This is a genomic window from Mesorhizobium sp. P2_D6, from assembly GCF_056404315.1.
In genome coordinates this window covers 518,835-533,728 of record NZ_JBFUEG010000002.1, presented here as the reverse complement: position 1 = coordinate 533,728, position 14,894 = coordinate 518,835, and the positions used below count along the sequence as shown (strand labels likewise).

Annotated in this window: 15 protein-coding genes and 1 pseudogene; 3 read left to right on the top strand and 13 right to left on the bottom strand. The window is 61.8% G+C overall.

Annotated elements, in window-relative coordinates:
• Positions 1 to 46 precede the first annotated feature (46 nt).
• Entirely contained in the window at positions 47 to 1,054 is a 1,008-nt protein-coding gene (locus AC1D1L_RS05730) for a dihydroxyacetone kinase subunit DhaK (protein ID WP_477339533.1), read from the top strand.
• A 26-nt stretch (positions 1,055 to 1,080) separates the two neighbouring features.
• Positions 1,081 to 1,722, top strand: a complete 642-nt coding sequence (gene dhaL / locus AC1D1L_RS05725; protein ID WP_477339532.1) for a dihydroxyacetone kinase subunit DhaL — start codon at positions 1,081 to 1,083, stop codon at positions 1,720 to 1,722.
• 79 nt (positions 1,723 to 1,801) lie between these two features.
• Here dhaL and derI read toward each other — a convergent pair whose 3' ends face one another.
• The 9 genes and pseudogenes from derI to AC1D1L_RS05680 form a co-directional block, all read right to left on the bottom strand.
• Positions 1,802 to 2,239: a D-erythrulose-4-phosphate isomerase gene (gene derI, locus AC1D1L_RS05720; protein WP_477339530.1), complete on the bottom strand. Its 438-nt coding sequence runs from the start codon at positions 2,237 to 2,239 to the stop codon at positions 1,802 to 1,804.
• A 24-nt stretch (positions 2,240 to 2,263) separates the two neighbouring features.
• Positions 2,264 to 3,031 (bottom strand): triose-phosphate isomerase, encoded by a 768-nt coding sequence (locus AC1D1L_RS05715; RefSeq protein WP_477339528.1) that lies wholly within the window; start codon positions 3,029 to 3,031, stop codon positions 2,264 to 2,266.
• An 83-nt stretch (positions 3,032 to 3,114) separates the two neighbouring features.
• Complete coding sequence (locus AC1D1L_RS05710; protein WP_477339526.1) at positions 3,115 to 4,053, bottom strand: sugar phosphate isomerase/epimerase family protein; 939 nt, start codon at positions 4,051 to 4,053, stop codon at positions 3,115 to 3,117.
• Positions 4,053 to 5,570, bottom strand: a complete 1,518-nt coding sequence (locus AC1D1L_RS05705) for a glycerol-3-phosphate dehydrogenase (protein WP_477339524.1) — start codon at positions 5,568 to 5,570, stop codon at positions 4,053 to 4,055. The genes AC1D1L_RS05710 and AC1D1L_RS05705 overlap by 1 nt, the downstream gene beginning before the upstream one ends.
• Entirely contained in the window at positions 5,567 to 7,126 is a 1,560-nt protein-coding gene (locus AC1D1L_RS05700; RefSeq protein WP_477339522.1) for an FGGY family carbohydrate kinase, read from the bottom strand. Before AC1D1L_RS05700 ends, AC1D1L_RS05705 begins: the two co-directional genes overlap by 4 nt.
• A 109-nt stretch (positions 7,127 to 7,235) precedes the next feature.
• Positions 7,236 to 8,177 carry a substrate-binding domain-containing protein gene (locus AC1D1L_RS05695; RefSeq protein ID WP_477339520.1) on the bottom strand — a complete coding sequence of 314 codons (942 nt, stop codon included), beginning with the start codon at positions 8,175 to 8,177 and terminating at the stop codon, positions 7,236 to 7,238.
• A gap of 38 nt (positions 8,178 to 8,215) precedes the next feature.
• Positions 8,216 to 9,349, bottom strand: a complete 1,134-nt coding sequence (locus tag AC1D1L_RS05690; protein WP_477339518.1) for an ABC transporter permease — start codon at positions 9,347 to 9,349, stop codon at positions 8,216 to 8,218.
• Between the two features lie 24 nt (positions 9,350 to 9,373).
• Positions 9,374 to 10,912 carry a sugar ABC transporter ATP-binding protein gene (locus AC1D1L_RS05685; RefSeq protein ID WP_477339516.1) on the bottom strand — a complete coding sequence of 513 codons (1,539 nt, stop codon included), beginning with the start codon at positions 10,910 to 10,912 and terminating at the stop codon, positions 9,374 to 9,376.
• Positions 10,909 to 11,193 (bottom strand): annotated as a pseudogene (locus AC1D1L_RS05680) (DUF2291 family protein); the annotation flags it as partial. The gene AC1D1L_RS05685 and the pseudogene AC1D1L_RS05680, both read right to left, overlap by 4 nt.
• 189 nt (positions 11,194 to 11,382) lie before the next feature.
• Between AC1D1L_RS05680 and AC1D1L_RS05675 the strand changes: the two are divergent.
• Positions 11,383 to 11,859, top strand: a complete 477-nt coding sequence (locus AC1D1L_RS05675; RefSeq protein ID WP_477339514.1) for a hypothetical protein — start codon at positions 11,383 to 11,385, stop codon at positions 11,857 to 11,859.
• A gap of 109 nt (positions 11,860 to 11,968) precedes the next feature.
• Here AC1D1L_RS05675 and AC1D1L_RS05670 read toward each other — a convergent pair whose 3' ends face one another.
• The 4 genes from AC1D1L_RS05670 to AC1D1L_RS05655 form a co-directional block, all read right to left on the bottom strand.
• Positions 11,969 to 12,337 carry a hypothetical protein gene (locus AC1D1L_RS05670; protein WP_477339773.1) on the bottom strand — a complete coding sequence of 123 codons (369 nt, stop codon included), beginning with the start codon at positions 12,335 to 12,337 and terminating at the stop codon, positions 11,969 to 11,971.
• The gene (gene nthB / locus AC1D1L_RS05665; RefSeq protein ID WP_477339512.1) at positions 12,330 to 12,986 is read right to left on the bottom strand and encodes a nitrile hydratase subunit beta; all 657 of its coding nucleotides are present in this window, start codon (positions 12,984 to 12,986) and stop codon (positions 12,330 to 12,332) included. The genes AC1D1L_RS05670 and nthB overlap by 8 nt, the downstream gene beginning before the upstream one ends.
• Positions 12,986 to 13,633 (bottom strand): nitrile hydratase subunit alpha, encoded by a 648-nt coding sequence (gene nthA, locus AC1D1L_RS05660; protein ID WP_477339510.1) that lies wholly within the window; start codon positions 13,631 to 13,633, stop codon positions 12,986 to 12,988. Before nthA ends, nthB begins: the two co-directional genes overlap by 1 nt.
• Before the next feature lie 485 nt (positions 13,634 to 14,118).
• Positions 14,119 to 14,811 (bottom strand): TetR/AcrR family transcriptional regulator, encoded by a 693-nt coding sequence (locus AC1D1L_RS05655; protein ID WP_477339508.1) that lies wholly within the window; start codon positions 14,809 to 14,811, stop codon positions 14,119 to 14,121.
• Positions 14,812 to 14,894 lie beyond the last annotated feature (83 nt).

Here is a 14,894-nt window from a genome sequence, read left to right as displayed (position 1 = left end):
TAACACCCGGTAGTATTTGCGAGATACCGAGATCGGGAGGATGCCGGTGCAGACCAAGAAGATCATCAACGACGGCAACCGCGCCGTCGACGAGATGCTGGAAGGCATTCTCGCCGCGCATCCCCGCCATCTCAAGAGCGCGGACGGGAGCCCACGCTCCATCATCGCCCGTGACGGACCGCGCCAAGGAAAGGTCGGCCTCGTCATCGGCGGCGGCTCGGGCCACGAACCGAGCTTTCTCGGCTTTGTCGGCAAAGGGCTGGCCGATGCGGCGGCGATCGGCAACGTCTTTGCCTCCCCTCCTCCCGATCCTATCCTCGAATGCGCCAAGGCGGTGAGCGGCGGCGCCGGGGTTCTGTTCATGTATGGCAACTATGCCGGCGACGTCATGAATTTTGACCTGGCGGCCGAGATGGCAGCGATGGACGACATCGAAGTGCGCACGGTGCTGAGCACCGACGACGTCGCTTCCGCGCCGCGCGGCGAAAGGCACAAGCGTCGTGGCGTCGCCGGCAATTTCTTCATCTTCAAGGCGGCCGGTGCCGCTTGCGACCGTATGCTGTCCTTCGACGAGTGCGAGCGCATCGCCACGAAGGCCAACGATCACACCTTCACCATGGGTGTCGCGCTTTCGCCTTGCTCGCTGCCGCAAACAAGGCGGCCGAATTTCGAGATCGGCGACGACGAGATGGAGATCGGCATGGGCATCCATGGCGAGCCCGGCGTCGCGCGGGGGCCGTTGAAAAGCGCCGACGAGGTCACCGACGAGATGCTCAACCATATTTTGCAGGAAATGGCGCCGTCGCGCGGCGACCGCGTCGCCATTCTCGTCAATTCGCTCGGCTCGACACCGCTGATGGAACTCTACATCATGAACCGGCGGCTGTCGCAAAGGCTGGCCGACATCGGCGTCGGCGTCCACGCAACCTGGGTCGGCAATTACTGCACCTCGCTGGAGATGGCCGGCGCCTCGATCACCTTGCATCAGCTTGACGGCGAGTTGCAGACGATGCTGGACCACCCTTGCGACTGCGCCATGTTTCGCGCCGGGTAAACTTGGCCAAAGGCAAGGAACAAGAGATGACGACAATTGACAGCGCCCGCCTCGCCGGGATGTTCGCGGCCATCGCCGATGCCATGTCAGCCGACAGGGACCGTCTGTGCGCGCTTGACGGCGTGATCGGCGATGCTGACCACGGCATTGCGATGGAGCTTGGCTTCTCCGCGGCACGCGATGCGGTGGCCGCACTGGACGCCGCCACCACCGATCCGACCGCCTTGCTGAACACGGCAGCGAAGTCGTTCCTCAACGCCGTCGGCGCATCCTCGGGTCCGCTCTACGCCACCGCGCTCATGCGCGGCGCTGCAGCCGTGAAGGGCAAGACGACGCTCGACGAAGCCGACACCGTTGCCGTGTTCCAGGCGATGGCCAAAGGCATACAGGATCGCGGCAAGGCTGAAACAGGCGAAAAGACGATGATGGATGCCTGGGCGCCCGCCGCGACAGCGGCGGGCGAGGCGCTGGCCGCCGGCAAGGGTCTGGCTGGCAGTCTTGCGGCTGCGGTCGAGGCCGCAAGGGCCGGCGCGGAAGCGACCAAGGCGATGATCGCCACCAAGGGTCGGGCCTCCCGCCTTGGCGAACGCTCGCTTGGCCATATGGATCCAGGCGCTGCGTCCGCCGTAACGGTGATCGAGGCGATGCGGGCCGCCCTGACGAGCTAGACCATATCCCTTCCGGGAAAGGTCATTTTCAAACAACAGGATAGAGGCTCAACTTGACTCTATCCGGAAAGACCCGTCTTCAGCGCTTGGCGTCGAGCTTGTCGATGGCATTCACGTTCCCGGCAGAGGGGCCGTTCGGATCGAACTCCGAGGCCAGCCACGCATCGGCGATCGACTTCGCCAGTTCGGGGCCGATGACGCGGGCGCCCATGGTGATGATCTGAGCATTGTTGGATTTTGCGGCGCGCTCCGCCGAATAGGTGTCGTGGGTGAGCGCAGCGCGAATGCCCGGCACCTTGTTGGCCGAGATGCTGACGCCGATGCCGGTGCCGCAAAACAGGATGGCGCGGTCGTAATTGCCGTCGATAATTTCGTGGCCAACTGCGGCGGCGATATCGGCGTAGTAGCCGGCCTGGCTGAGATCGACGACCTGCAACTCGGGCTTGGTGGCGAGATGCTTGGCGATGACATCGAGCAACGGCTTGCCGGCGCTGTCGGCCCCAAGTGCGATCTTCATGGCGATAACTCCTTTGCTTCGTGGTCAGCGCGCGATGGCGGCCGACGTCTTTTTAAGAATGTCGATATAGCCTTCCGCTTGCCATGCCGAGCGGCCGATGAACAGCCCGTCGATATGCGGCTGGCCGATCAGTTCGGCCGCGTTGCCGGGGTTGACGCTGCCGCCGTAGAGCACAAGCGGGGTCTGCGGCAATCGGCTGGCGGCGACCTGTTTGATCAGCGCCTGCTGCTTGTCGGCATAGTCGGCGCTGGCCGGGATGCCCTTCTCGCCGATCGCCCACACCGGCTCATAGGCAAACAGGATTTCCGCCGACAATTCATGGTCCGCGAGGCCTTGCAGCGCGCCCAGAACCTGCGCGGTCAGGATGTCATCGGCGCGGCCGCCCTCGCGCTCCGCCAGCGTCTCGCCGACGCAGATCAGCGGCACGAAACCGTTCCTGACCGCCGCCGCCGTTTTCAGTCCCACGGTTTTGTCCGTCTCGCCAAAATGCTCGCGGCGCTCACTATGGCCGAGTTCGATCAGGTCGAGTCCGCAATCCCTGAGCATCACCGGCGAAATCTCGCCCGTCCACGCACCGGCATCGGCCCAGTGCATGTTCTGCGCGCCAACCTTGACGCGTGTGTTGGCGAGCGCCGTCTTCACCTGCCGCACGGCGGTGAACGGCGGAATGACGAAAGGCTGTATCGCCGGATCGAAGCCGGGCACGAAGGCCGCCAATGCCTCGGCGAATTGCAACGCCTCCGCCACCGTCTTGTTCATCTTCCAGCTGGTGCCGACCCAATATGGGGTCATTCTTTTCTCCTTCGATCCGAAATTCGGACGACACGTGTTTTCTCGGCCAGCATCGGCGCCAGCTTTCGAGCCGGCGTTTTACCTCAAGCGCGAGGCTTGAGACTGTCGCGGCCGCTGTCGACGTAAGGCGCCCAGAAATCCACCGACTCGCGGATCATTGCAACAACCTGATGATCGACCGGTTCCCTCTCCCGAAAGGAAAGTTCAAGGCAAATCTCATTGTCGGTTCCGCCACCCGCTCGCACCGTGTCGAGCAGCTTCTGCGGAATGATGCGGCCATCCTTGTTGTACGCCGCCGTGAACGGCCAGTGTCCGCCCTTGTTCATCGACGACTGCTTGATGTGGATGATCGGCGATTGCAATGGAAAGGCTTTCGCCCAGGCATAGGGATCGGTGTCGTCAGGGTTGGGCGAGGTCACGTCGCCATGGTCGATGTCGACCATCATCTGCATCGGGATCGGCAGCTTGGCCGCATCGATGGCGCCCTGCAATTCGACGCAGCTTTCGATCGTATGGCCAAACTCGCGCCCCACCGACATCGGCTCCCAGAACAAATAGCTCAGGCCCGCCGCCTTGGCGTGCTCGGCCACCTCGCCCCAGCATTCGAGCGCGATGTCGAGAAGGGCCGCGCGTCGCTGCGGATCGTCAAAGTCCTTGTAGGTGAATATGGCGAACTGTGTGCCCATGCCCGACGCGCCAAGCTCGGCGGAAATGTCGGCAAAGGTCTTGAACCAGTCGACATAGTAGCGGCGCACATCCGCATCTGGATGACCGAAATGATTAAGTCGGCCATAGGGTCCGGTCATGCCCGAGGTGATACGCACGCCGGTCCGCGCCAGGGCGCTGTTGAACAGGCGCAGGAATTTGGCAATCGTTGCCGCCGGCCAGCCCGGGTTGACGAATTCATGCGTCAGCTGCACGTCGCGGATGCCGATGCCATAGGCGATGGCGTCGATCAGATCGTCCGGATCGGCGAAGCGATTCACCAGCGGGTTGGTATTGAGGGAGAGCGTGAAGGCCATCAGTTTGCCGCCGCCATGCTGTTAGCGCACCAGTCTTCGAACGTTTGGCGCTCGGCCGCATCGATATGCAGCCCGTGTTTGGTCCGGCGTTCGAGGACGTCGGCGGCGGTCATAGCCCATTCGGTGTCGAACAGGAAAACCGCTTCCCGCTCGTAGAAATCCGGGCCGAAACGGCGGCCGAGATCGGCTTCATTCTTGACGCCTTTCAGCAGAGCGCGCGTGCGCGTGCCGTAGCTTCGGGCATAATGCTTCACCAATGACGGGCTGAGCCAGGAAAACTCGGCGTGCAGATCGCTCAGGAATTGCTCGAAATCCGCGTTGGGCAGGTCGCCTCCCGGCAAGGGAATTTTGGCCGTCCAGGCCTTCTTCATCGTCGGAAAGAACGGTTGGATCCTTTCCAGCGCATGTTCGGAAAGCTTGCGGAAGGTGGTGATCTTGCCGCCGAACACCGAAAGCAGCGGTGCACCACCGTTTGGGGCGTCCAGCTCGAAGATGTAGTCGCGCGTCACCGCGCTCGGATTGTCGGCATTGTCGTCATAGAGCGGACGCACGCCTGAGAAACTGTAGACCACGTCCTGCGCTGTCAGCTGGCGTTTGAAGTAGCGATTGACCACCTTGATCAAGTAGTCGATTTCGCTGGCCTCGGCCGCCACTTCCTCGGGCCTGCCTTCATAGGGAATGTCGGTGGTGCCGATCAGCGCCAGATCGTTCTCATACGGGTTGACGAAGATCACCCGCTTGTCGTTGTTCTGGATGAGATAGGCCTGCCGTCCCTCCCAGAATTTCGGCACGACGATATGGCTGCCTTTCACCAGGCGAACGTTGCGGGTGGAATTCTGCCCGGCAACGCGGCTGACGATATCGTTGACCCACGGCCCCGCCGCGTTGACCAGCCCGCGCGCGCGGATCTTAGTGACAGCACCGGTGCGGCCATCCTGCATGTCGATCGACCACAGGCCGCCTTCGCGCCGGGCAGCAATACAGGCGGTGCGCGTGAAGACTTTTGCACCGCGCTGACTGGCGTCGAGCACATTGAGCAGCACCAGCCGCGCATCATCGACCCAGCAGTCGGAATATTCAAAGCCGCGCTTGAATTCGTCCTTGATCGGCGCCCCTTCCGGCGCGGTCCTCAGGTTCAGCGTCCGCGTCCCCGGCAGCCGCTTGCGGCCGCCAAGATGGTCGTAGAGAAACAGCCCGAGTCGCACCAGCCAGGCCGGCCGATCCTCGGGACTGTGCGGCAGAACGAAGCGCATCGGCCAGATGATGTGCGGCGCCGCCTCCAGCAGCACCTCGCGCTCGATCAGCGCTTCGCGCACCAGCCGAAACTCGTAATATTCGAGATAGCGCAGGCCGCCATGCACCAGCTTGCCGGAGCGCGAACTGGTGCCTTGCGCCAGATCATCCTTCTCGCACAGGATGACCGAAAGCCCACGACCGGCCGCATCGCGCGTTATGCCGGCGCCGTTGACGCCGCCGCCGATGACGAAGAGATCGACTACATCAGACGTATCGCTCAAGACTTTGCTCCTGTGCGGTGCGCCATGCCCTTCCACACCGGCCGCAGCGCCTGGCGCGCCGCGACGAAGGATGGAAACAGCGCATCGTAAGTGTGGGAAAGCGCCTCGTCATAGGCATCGCACTCACCCAGAAGCGGCGTCACCCATTCGGCGCAACAATCATCCATGGAGCGATAGACGCCGAGCCCGACCGCGGCCATCATCGCCGCACCCGCAGCACCTGCCTCCTGGCGGCTGCTGGTTCTGACTTGCGCACGGGTCGCAGCGGCGATGATGCGGCGCAGTGACGGGCTGCGCGCCGCACCGCCCGACAGGCGGATTTCGCGGGGCATGCGGCCCATCGCCTGGTAACAATCGCGTGCGGCGAAGGCCAACCCCTCAAGAACGGCGCGCGCCAGATCGCCAAAGCTGTGCTTGACCGAAAGGCCGATGAAGCCTGCGCGTGCGTCTGGATCGACGAACGGGCCGCGTTCGCCGGCGAGCGATATATAGGGCTGGTAGACCAGCGATCCCGGCTCCGATCCTTCGACCCAGGCATCGAGCGCTTTCAGCAGCTCGTCGCGCGAAGGTTTTACGCCACTGGCGGTCAGCACGTCGCGCGCCAGGCCAAGCAGCCAGTCGATGTTGAGCGTCGCCGCCATATTGGATTGCAGTTGCGCATAGGCGCCCGGAACCGGCATGGCGATCGTGTAGCCGGATGCGTTGTCGTTGAGCACGACATCGTCGGCAGTGCGCGCCAGGCGCGTGTGGATGCCGGTCGAGCCGATGACCGTGCAGCCGACATTGCCGCTCGGATCGTAGAGGCCGGCGCCAAGCGCGGTGCTGACCATGTCGACGTAGCCCAGCACCACCGGCGTGCCCTCAAGCAGCCCGGTCTCTCCGGCTGCCGACGTAGAAAGCGGATGATGGTCGGTGGTGCCCTCGAGCATGGGCGGCAACAGGCGGCGGTGCGTCGTCAGATCGAGAATGTCGAGCACCTCGTCGGAATAGCTACGCGAGCGGAAATCGCCGAAGGTGAAAGTGCCTTCCGAGGGATCGGTGGCGCGCTCGCCGGTCATCTTGAAATAAAGCCAGTCCTTGCAATGAAAGGCAGAGGTCGCCTTCTCAAGGACTTCCGGGCTGTTCCTCTTCAGCCAGCTGAGCTGAGCACCCTGCTGGCAGGCGTTGAGACCTGTACCGGTGATCTCGAACCGTATGCGGTCGCGGGCATCGCCACGCATCTCGTCCACCAGATGTCCGGCGCGGGCGTCGAGCCAGAGCCAGGCGCGCCCGACCGGCATGCCGTCACCATCGATCAGCCAGGTGCCGTCGCCCTGCCCGGTGATCGCGACAGCTGCGGTTCGCCGCGCGAGATCGGGAATTTTCGTCGCCAGATCGCAAACGGTCAGCACCATGTCGCGCCAGGTCTGATCCAGGTCCTGCTCGGCGCCGCCACCTTCCAGCGTGACGAACCTGTTGGTCACCGACGCCATCGCCAACTGCCGCCCCGAAAGATCGAAAGCGACCGATTTGATCACGGACGTTCCCGCGTCGATCCCGATCAGCAGGTCTTTCATGCGGCAAGTTCCGGATGGTTATGAAGGCAATTCACAAGGAGCAGTCTTTGTTGTCTGGAAGCCGTAGAAGAGGCAGGGAGTGTCCGCAAGGACACCCCCTGTGCAGGTTTTACTCCGACAGCACGAAGGGTGCAGTGTACTTGTCCACATTGTCCTTGGTGATGAGAAGGCAATCGAACAGCTGCTTCTCGCTGGTAGCACCGGTAGCGCCCGACTTGATGAACGAGTCGGCCTGCTGCACGGCCTTGGCCGAGAAGATGGCGACTGGCTGAAGCACGGTGTACTGCAGTTCGCCCGACTTGATGGCCGCAACCGCATCCGGCGAGCCATCGAAGCCGCCGACCTTGATGCCAGCCAGCTTGCCGGCTTCCTTCAGCGCGGCAACCGCACCAAGCGCCATTTCGTCATTGCCGCTGATCACGGCGACGATGTCGGGATTGGCCTGCAGCATGCTCTGCATCTTGTCGTGACCCTGGGTACGATCCCAGTTGGCAACCTGCGAAGCAGCCTTTTCGAGATCCGGGTACTGGCTCAGCACGGTCGCGTAGCCGTTCGAGCGCGTCGCGGCGTTGTTGTCCGACGGGGCGCCGAGCAGTTCGACATATTTGCCCTTTTCACCGACCGCCTGCACCCACTGCTGGGCACCGAGAGCCGCACCCTGCGCATTGTTGGAGACGAGCTGTCCCTTGGCGAGGCCTTCCTGGTTGATCTCGGCATTGACGAGGAAAACCGGGATGTTGGCGGCAATCGCCTTCTTCACCGCGCCGACCGAACCATCGGCATTGGCCGGGTCGAGGATGATCGCCACCGACTTGTTGGTGATGGCGGTGTCGATCAGATTGCTTTCCGTGTTGGTGTCGCCCTTGTGGGCAGCGACATTGGCCGTATAGCCGAGCTTTTCGGCCTCGGCCTTGGCGACGTTGCCCTCGGTCAGCCAGTACGGGTTGGCCGGATCGTTGACGATGATCGAGATCAGGCCGGCGGCCGATGCGGCTGCGCTAAACCCGACCACCATCGCGGCAGCAAGCAAACTTCTAAGCACGATTTTCATGTACATTCCTCCAATGATTTACGCGGCGTTGCTGCCAGTCACCTGGCAGTCTTCCCTTGGGCAGGATTGGCAGCTTCGGCCTTCCCCCGTTTCTGAGAAGTCGGTTGGCCGCCCGTCGAAGCCGGGAGCTTGCTACGGCGGCGATACTGAACGGCATTGAGGAGCACGGCGAGCACGATGACGGCGCCGGTGAACACTGTCTGCCAGTAGGATGAGATACCGATGATCACCAGACCGTCGGACAGGAAGCCGATGACGAAGGCCCCGAGCAAAGTGCCGCGGATGTTGCCGCGCCCGCCGGTCAGCGCCGCGCCGCCGATGACGACGGCAGCGATGGCTGTCAATTCGTAAGTGGTGCCCGCGGTCGGTCCGGCCGAGGTCAGCTGCGAGGACAGGATCAGGCCGGCAATGGCGGCGCAGATGCCCGAAAGCACATAGACGGAAATCTGCACGCCCTTGACCGGAACGCCGGAGAGTTCGGCGGCGCGCTCATTGCCGCCCGAGGCGTAGAGCCAGCGGCCAAAAGCGGTGCGGTTCAAGACGATGCTGCCGATCAGCGCGATGACCGCCAGAACCACGACGCCGGTCGGCACGCCGAACAGACGGTTGAAGCCGAGCGCGTCGAAGCCGGTATTGCCCAGCTCCGGCTTGCCGCCTAGATTGTTATAGGTCAGGCCGCTGGTCATCAGCAGCGCCAGGCCGCGCGCCATGTACATGACGCCGAGCGTGGCGACGAAGGCCGGAACCTTGAACCGCGCGATCAGCACGCCGTTGATAAGCCCGACAGCGGCGCCCAGCATGCAGGCCAGCACCGCGACCACCCAGACCGGCGGGTAGAGAACCACGCCAAGCCAGGTCAGCGTCACGCCCTGCATCAAGAATCCGGCGACGACGCCGGCAAGGCCGAGCGTCGATCCGACCGACAGGTCGATGCCGCCGTTGAGGATGACAAGCAGCATGCCGACGGCGAGAATCCCGAAGATGGCGACATGCGAGGCCATGGTCAGGAAGTTCGCCACCGAGAGGTAGTAGGGCGACAGGATCGAGAAGACGACGATGATGACGATCAGGGCAAAGAAGGCCCGGCCTTCAAGCAGCAGCTTGGCCACGTCGAAGCCTTCGCCGCCCGCACTGGGGCTGGACTGTTTGCTGGCCTGGCTGACATCGGTCATGATCGGGGCTCCGAAATTCTGTGATCAGGCGACCACGGCTTCGCCCGAGGCGGCCATGATCTGCTCTTTGGTGGCGTTCGCGCCGAATTCGGCTGAAATCTTGCCGCGCCGCATCACCACGATGCGGTGGGCAATACTGAGACACTCATTGACCTCCGAGGTCGAGAAGACCACCGCCAGGCCTTGCGCGGCGCGCTCGCTGAGCAAGCGGAAGACTTCGGCCTTGGCGCCGACATCGATGCCGCGGCTCGGCTCGTCGAGAAGGATGACCTTGGGATTTGTCGTCAGCATCTTGCCGATGACGACCTTCTGCTGGTTGCCGCCCGACAGCGATCCGATCATGGCGTTGCCGCCCGCGGTCTTGATGGTCACCTTGCGGATCGAATCGTCGATCAGTGCGCGTTCCCTGGGCCGGGACAGGAACAGGCCCTTGGCGAACGCCTCGATGCTGGCCAGCGACAGATTGCGGCCGACGGACATGGTTTGGACCAGACCATCGCGCTGGCGGTCCTCGGGGACCAACACCAAACCTCCGGCGATGCGCTGGGCAATGGTCAGCCCCGAGACGTCCTCGCCTTCCAAAAGCGCCCGCCCGCCCGCCATCGGCACGCGTCCGGCGACGGCTTCCAGCAATTCCGTTCGCCCGGCGCCCATCAGCCCATAGATGCAAACGATCTCGCCTGCCCTGACATCCAGCGACAGATGATCGACGACATAGCCTGAACCCGAAGCGTCGGTGATGCTGACATCCTCGATCGACAGCGCGACCTCACCGAATTCATGGCCGGTCGGCGGCGAGCCGAGGTCAAAATTCTCACCCACCATGTTGCGGACGATCCATTCGAGGTCGATGTCCTTGGCTTCGGCCGTCGCCGTGATCGCCCCGTCGCGCAGCACCACGGCGTAGTCGGTGATCTGCAGCGCCTCCTCGAGGTGATGCGATATGTAGACGATGGAGACGCCGCGGCTGGTCAGATCGCGGATAACCTTGAACAGCACTTCCACCTCCGTCGCGCTGAGCGCCGAGGTCGGTTCGTCCATGATCAGGATGCGTGAATCGACCGACAGCGCCCGCGCGATCTCGACGATCTGCTGCTGCCCCAGGCGCAGGTCCTCGACCAGGGTCATCGGATCGATGTCTTCCTCGAGGTCGGCCATCAGCGCGCGCGCCTGACGCGACTCCTCGGCGAAGTCGAGGCCGGTTCTGGTGCGCAGTTCGCGGCCCATGAAGATGTTGTCGCGAACGCTCAGGTTCGGCGCCAGGCTCAGTTCCTGGTGGATGATCGAAATGCCGCGATCGCGCGCATCCGACGACGAGGAAAAGCTGACAAGATTGCCGTCGAGGACGATATCGCCGGATGTCGGCGTCACCACGCCGGACAGGATCTTCATCAGCGTCGACTTGCCGGCGCCATTCTCCCCGAACAGTGTGGTGACCTTGCCGCGATGGATGTCGAAGTTCACGCCTTTGAGTGCGTGAACCCCGCCATAGGACATGACGACATTGCGCGCCGAAAGCACGGCGTCGCCGTTAGCGGGCTCTGTGCCGGAAGCCGAATTCATTTGACGTCCAGCCTCACTGGCGTGACCAGCCAGCTCTTCGGATTGACCAGCTTGAAGGCGCCGACCACGGCTATGGTCTTGCCGGTCAAGGCGCTGGTATCGACTTTCGCCAGCACCTCCTTCTTCATCTCGTTGTTTAGCGCCGAGCCGGCGTCCTGATACTCGATCTGGTTGGTGAACTGACCGAAGGTGATCTTGCCGGTGGCGTCGCGAAGCTCGGTTCCGTTGATCGCCGGCCCTGTCTGCACGCGGACCGTCAGCGTCTCCGGCAAACCGTTGACGACAGGATGAGATTTGAGGGCGATGTCGTCTTTGTCGATGAGGATCTGGGCCGTGTGATCGTGCAGGTGCTTGGCCGTGTCACGGTCGAGGCCAGTACGGTGGAACGGGTGCAAAAATTCCGCCGGAAAGGCAAGATGCCGCTGATCAATGAGACTAGCTAATTTAGCGGCAGCCATGGAGAGGAAAGGATGCGCGCCACAAGCCTGTTTTTCCTATTAGCCGGCACGATGCCAATTGCAGCCTTCGCTCAAGGCGAAGTATCTGTCGAACGAGGGTTGCAGGTATCAATCGTTGGTGGGTGCCACGATTGCCATACCGAAGGCTACAGGGAATCAGAAGGCAAGATTGATCCTGAAAAGGCTTTAATGGGCAGCTCGGTCGGCTGGCGCGGTCCTTGGGGTACGACCTATGCGACCAATCTTCGGATAGATGCTTCGGCAATGACCGAGCGTGGATTCGTAGGGATGCTGAAGCGCATTAGAACGTCTCCACCGATGCCTTGGTACAATCTTCGAGCGATGGAGGAGAGCGATATGCAATCGCTCTATCAATACATTAGGTCGCTCGGCAACCACGGGAAGCCGGCCCCGAGCCGCATTCGCTCTGACAAGGAACCGACGACGCCATACGTTCAACTTGTGCCACCTCAAATGCCGAAGAACTAATAAATATTCCTGATCGAGTCTCCTTTAAGGGGGGCAGCGGATGCGCGTCGGCCTTGCCGACTTCAAGCGTGTAGTCTTGCGGTTTCCACGGTCGAACCAGAAGGGGATTCTAGTCTGAAGCTTGGGTAAATCGGCCGCAGTCAAGCTCCACTGGCTGTCCGTGAGGAGTGTGCAAATATGCTCGCCGCCATTCGTCCCGACGGCGTGCCAGCTCCGCGCACGACACGTTCCCTGCAGCATCTAGAATATGTTCGAGTGCAGACAGCACGGCTGTGTAATACGTGCCTGCGTCGTCGGCGCTCCCAGCAAGACTTGCCAAGCGGACTTCCTCGCCCAGGGTTCCCGTCCATGTTGAGTGCGAGATCGTCCCCGATCCAATCAATAGATTGGCGATTGCCATTGCTTGGGCGTGCCATGGTTCAGCGAAGATTGGCTCGTCGTCTCGTCTCCTCAACGGCGCGTAGCCGGGATCAGGCACGCTCAAGGTAGCTCTCCCAAAGATCGACAAAAACGCGATCCCGCCGGTCCTTCGCTTCCGGCCACAGTTCCGATGCGGCGAAGCTGACGGTATAAAGGTGCTCCGCCTTATGTTCGCCCCGTGCAGACGCATCCGGGAATACATGCGCACCATGACAAGCGAAGATGCTTCCCTTTCTGCCGCGCACATAACCGGGAAGACGAGTATGTCCCGAGTGCCCCGACATCTTTCCGCGGACGGTCTCGCCTAGGGGAAACGATGGCCGAGCATCGATTTCGACCGCGTAGCTGCGTGGATTTCTCGCATAAGCTCTCGCCTCCTCCGCAGTCTCGGACGGATATCCTGGCTGCGGCGTGAATGTCGATGCCCCCGATTTGAGCTCCGCCAAAGTGATATAGCCCACGTCGATCATTTCAGCTGCAAGGGTGAGCAGCCAATGATCGAAATAGGATCGAGTCAGGTAGTCCGCCGGAACGATCAACTCGCGGCAGTGCCGGAACCAGTCTATCGACCAGTCGCTGTCGCCAGCGGCGGCCTGCGCTAATCCGAAGGCTCGTATTTCCCACTGTTCATGGAAAGGTCGACCATCGCCCAGGCGTTGAATCGGGCCAAAGCCTTCTCGTCCACCGAGATCATGAACGCCATCCATCAGCGGCCTCTCAGTGACGGCGAGAGATCCCTTTCAGTTCCGATCATCGAGTTGCGCGTCACCAGCCGCGCAAGAGAGTCCTCGTCCAGGCTCTGAGTGCCCTCCGGCTGTTGCGGCAGCACGAGGTATCGTCTTTCTGACGTCGAGTCCCAGACGCGCACTTCTATGGTGTCTTCGAGTTCGACGCCGAATTCTTTCAGGACGCCCCTAGGATCGCGTACGGCGCGCGCTCTGTACTCGTTGGACTTGTACCATGCGGGCGACATCCCCAGAATGGAAAACGGATAGCAGGAACAAAGCGTGCAGACGACGAGGTTATGAACATCCGGGGTATTCTCGACAACGTCCAAATGACCCGTCGCGTGGCCCGCGAAGCCCAACTCGTCGATCGCCGACGTAGCGTTTGCGAGCAGGCGCGCTTTGAAAGCGGGATCTTTCCACGCTCGCGCCACAACTCTCGCGCCGCGTTTGGGTCCGATCTCCTCCCTATACATCTCGATCCACGCGTCCATCGCTTCCGGATCGACCAAGCGCTTCTCGACCAGGAGACTCTCGAGAGCTTTCGCTCTCAGAGCCGGCTCAGACGGCAAGTCGTGGTGCAAGTCGTGATGAATCTTCGAAATCGTTTGCGAATTGAAACTCGTCATCGACGTCCCCCGATTTGAGGCCCAATCGGCGGAATTTATCATGAGCACAAGAAGGTTGCAAAAAAGGACCGAGTCGATGCCACCGGTAAGATCAGATCTCTGCAATGTTGAGAAGTTACTGACATGAGAATCCCATCGTAGCAGTGTAGAGCAATTAATCAGTAAGCCAGCCGCACGTGCGCCAGATCGGGGTACCGCATGGAATACCCTTACGTCCGAGGACGTACCGTAGGCTCGCCTCGGGGCAGTTAGGCGCCAGCAGCTTGGTCAGATCCAGCCCGTCGTCGAGGTCGGGTATGTCCGCATCCGGGAGCGGCTAAGGTAAATCGACTGTCCGATATCAGGCGCCAAGCCGCCCAGCAGCCTTTGGGCCGAAAGCGGACCGGCCGCTCTTGCGTCCGAAGATCGACAGGGGACGTGCAGGCCGGTGGGACCAAGGTCTGAAGCAGACCCGCAACAGCCTGAATATCAGGAAAGCACGACGATCAGGGGCGCGCCGCCCCACGAGTGCGCCCTTTCGCTCGATCGCGTTTCACCGCGAGGCCGACGACCATTTCCACCAAATGATTTCGGAGCGAGCGCTGCCCTTCCACAGTGTAGAGCATGCTGCCAAAAATGCGTGAGAAGGTGGCCTGGTTGGAGACGTTGAAGAAGCTTGACGCGCTGATGTGCCAGTGCAGTTCGAGTGGGGACACGTCGTCACGGAAAAGGCCATCCGCGCGCCCGCGCCGGCAAATCGCCTCAAGCTTCTGAATAGCTCCCGCATTCAACAGCCTGATCAACTCAGACTGTTCGAGATACACGCCATGATGGATGTTTTCGATCATCACGATCCTGATGAAATCCGGATGGCGGCTGTGGTGGTCGAAGGTGAACTCGGCGAGCCGCTTGAGTGCCTCGACTGGTGGCAGGTGGTCCAGCTCCAGCTCCTGCTCGCCCGTTCGCACCTGCCGGTAGGCTTCCTCGAGTACCCGGCCGTAGAGCCGTTCCTTGTCGCCGAAATAGTAGTAGATCATCCGCTTTGACGTATGTGTCTTTGCCGCGATCTCGTCGATGCGCGCGCCGGAAAGGCCGTTTGCGGCAAACTCGGCCATCGCCACCGCGAGTATGTTCTTTTGAACGCCGGCGGGATCCTGCTTCCACCCACTGCGTCCAGCCGCCGCCTTCTCGTTCAGCATTATCTCATCACTCATGTCCGCCACTCGCAATCGTGGCATCGGCACCTGAGCCTAGCAAATTAACTGAATAGTACAAAGTTGTT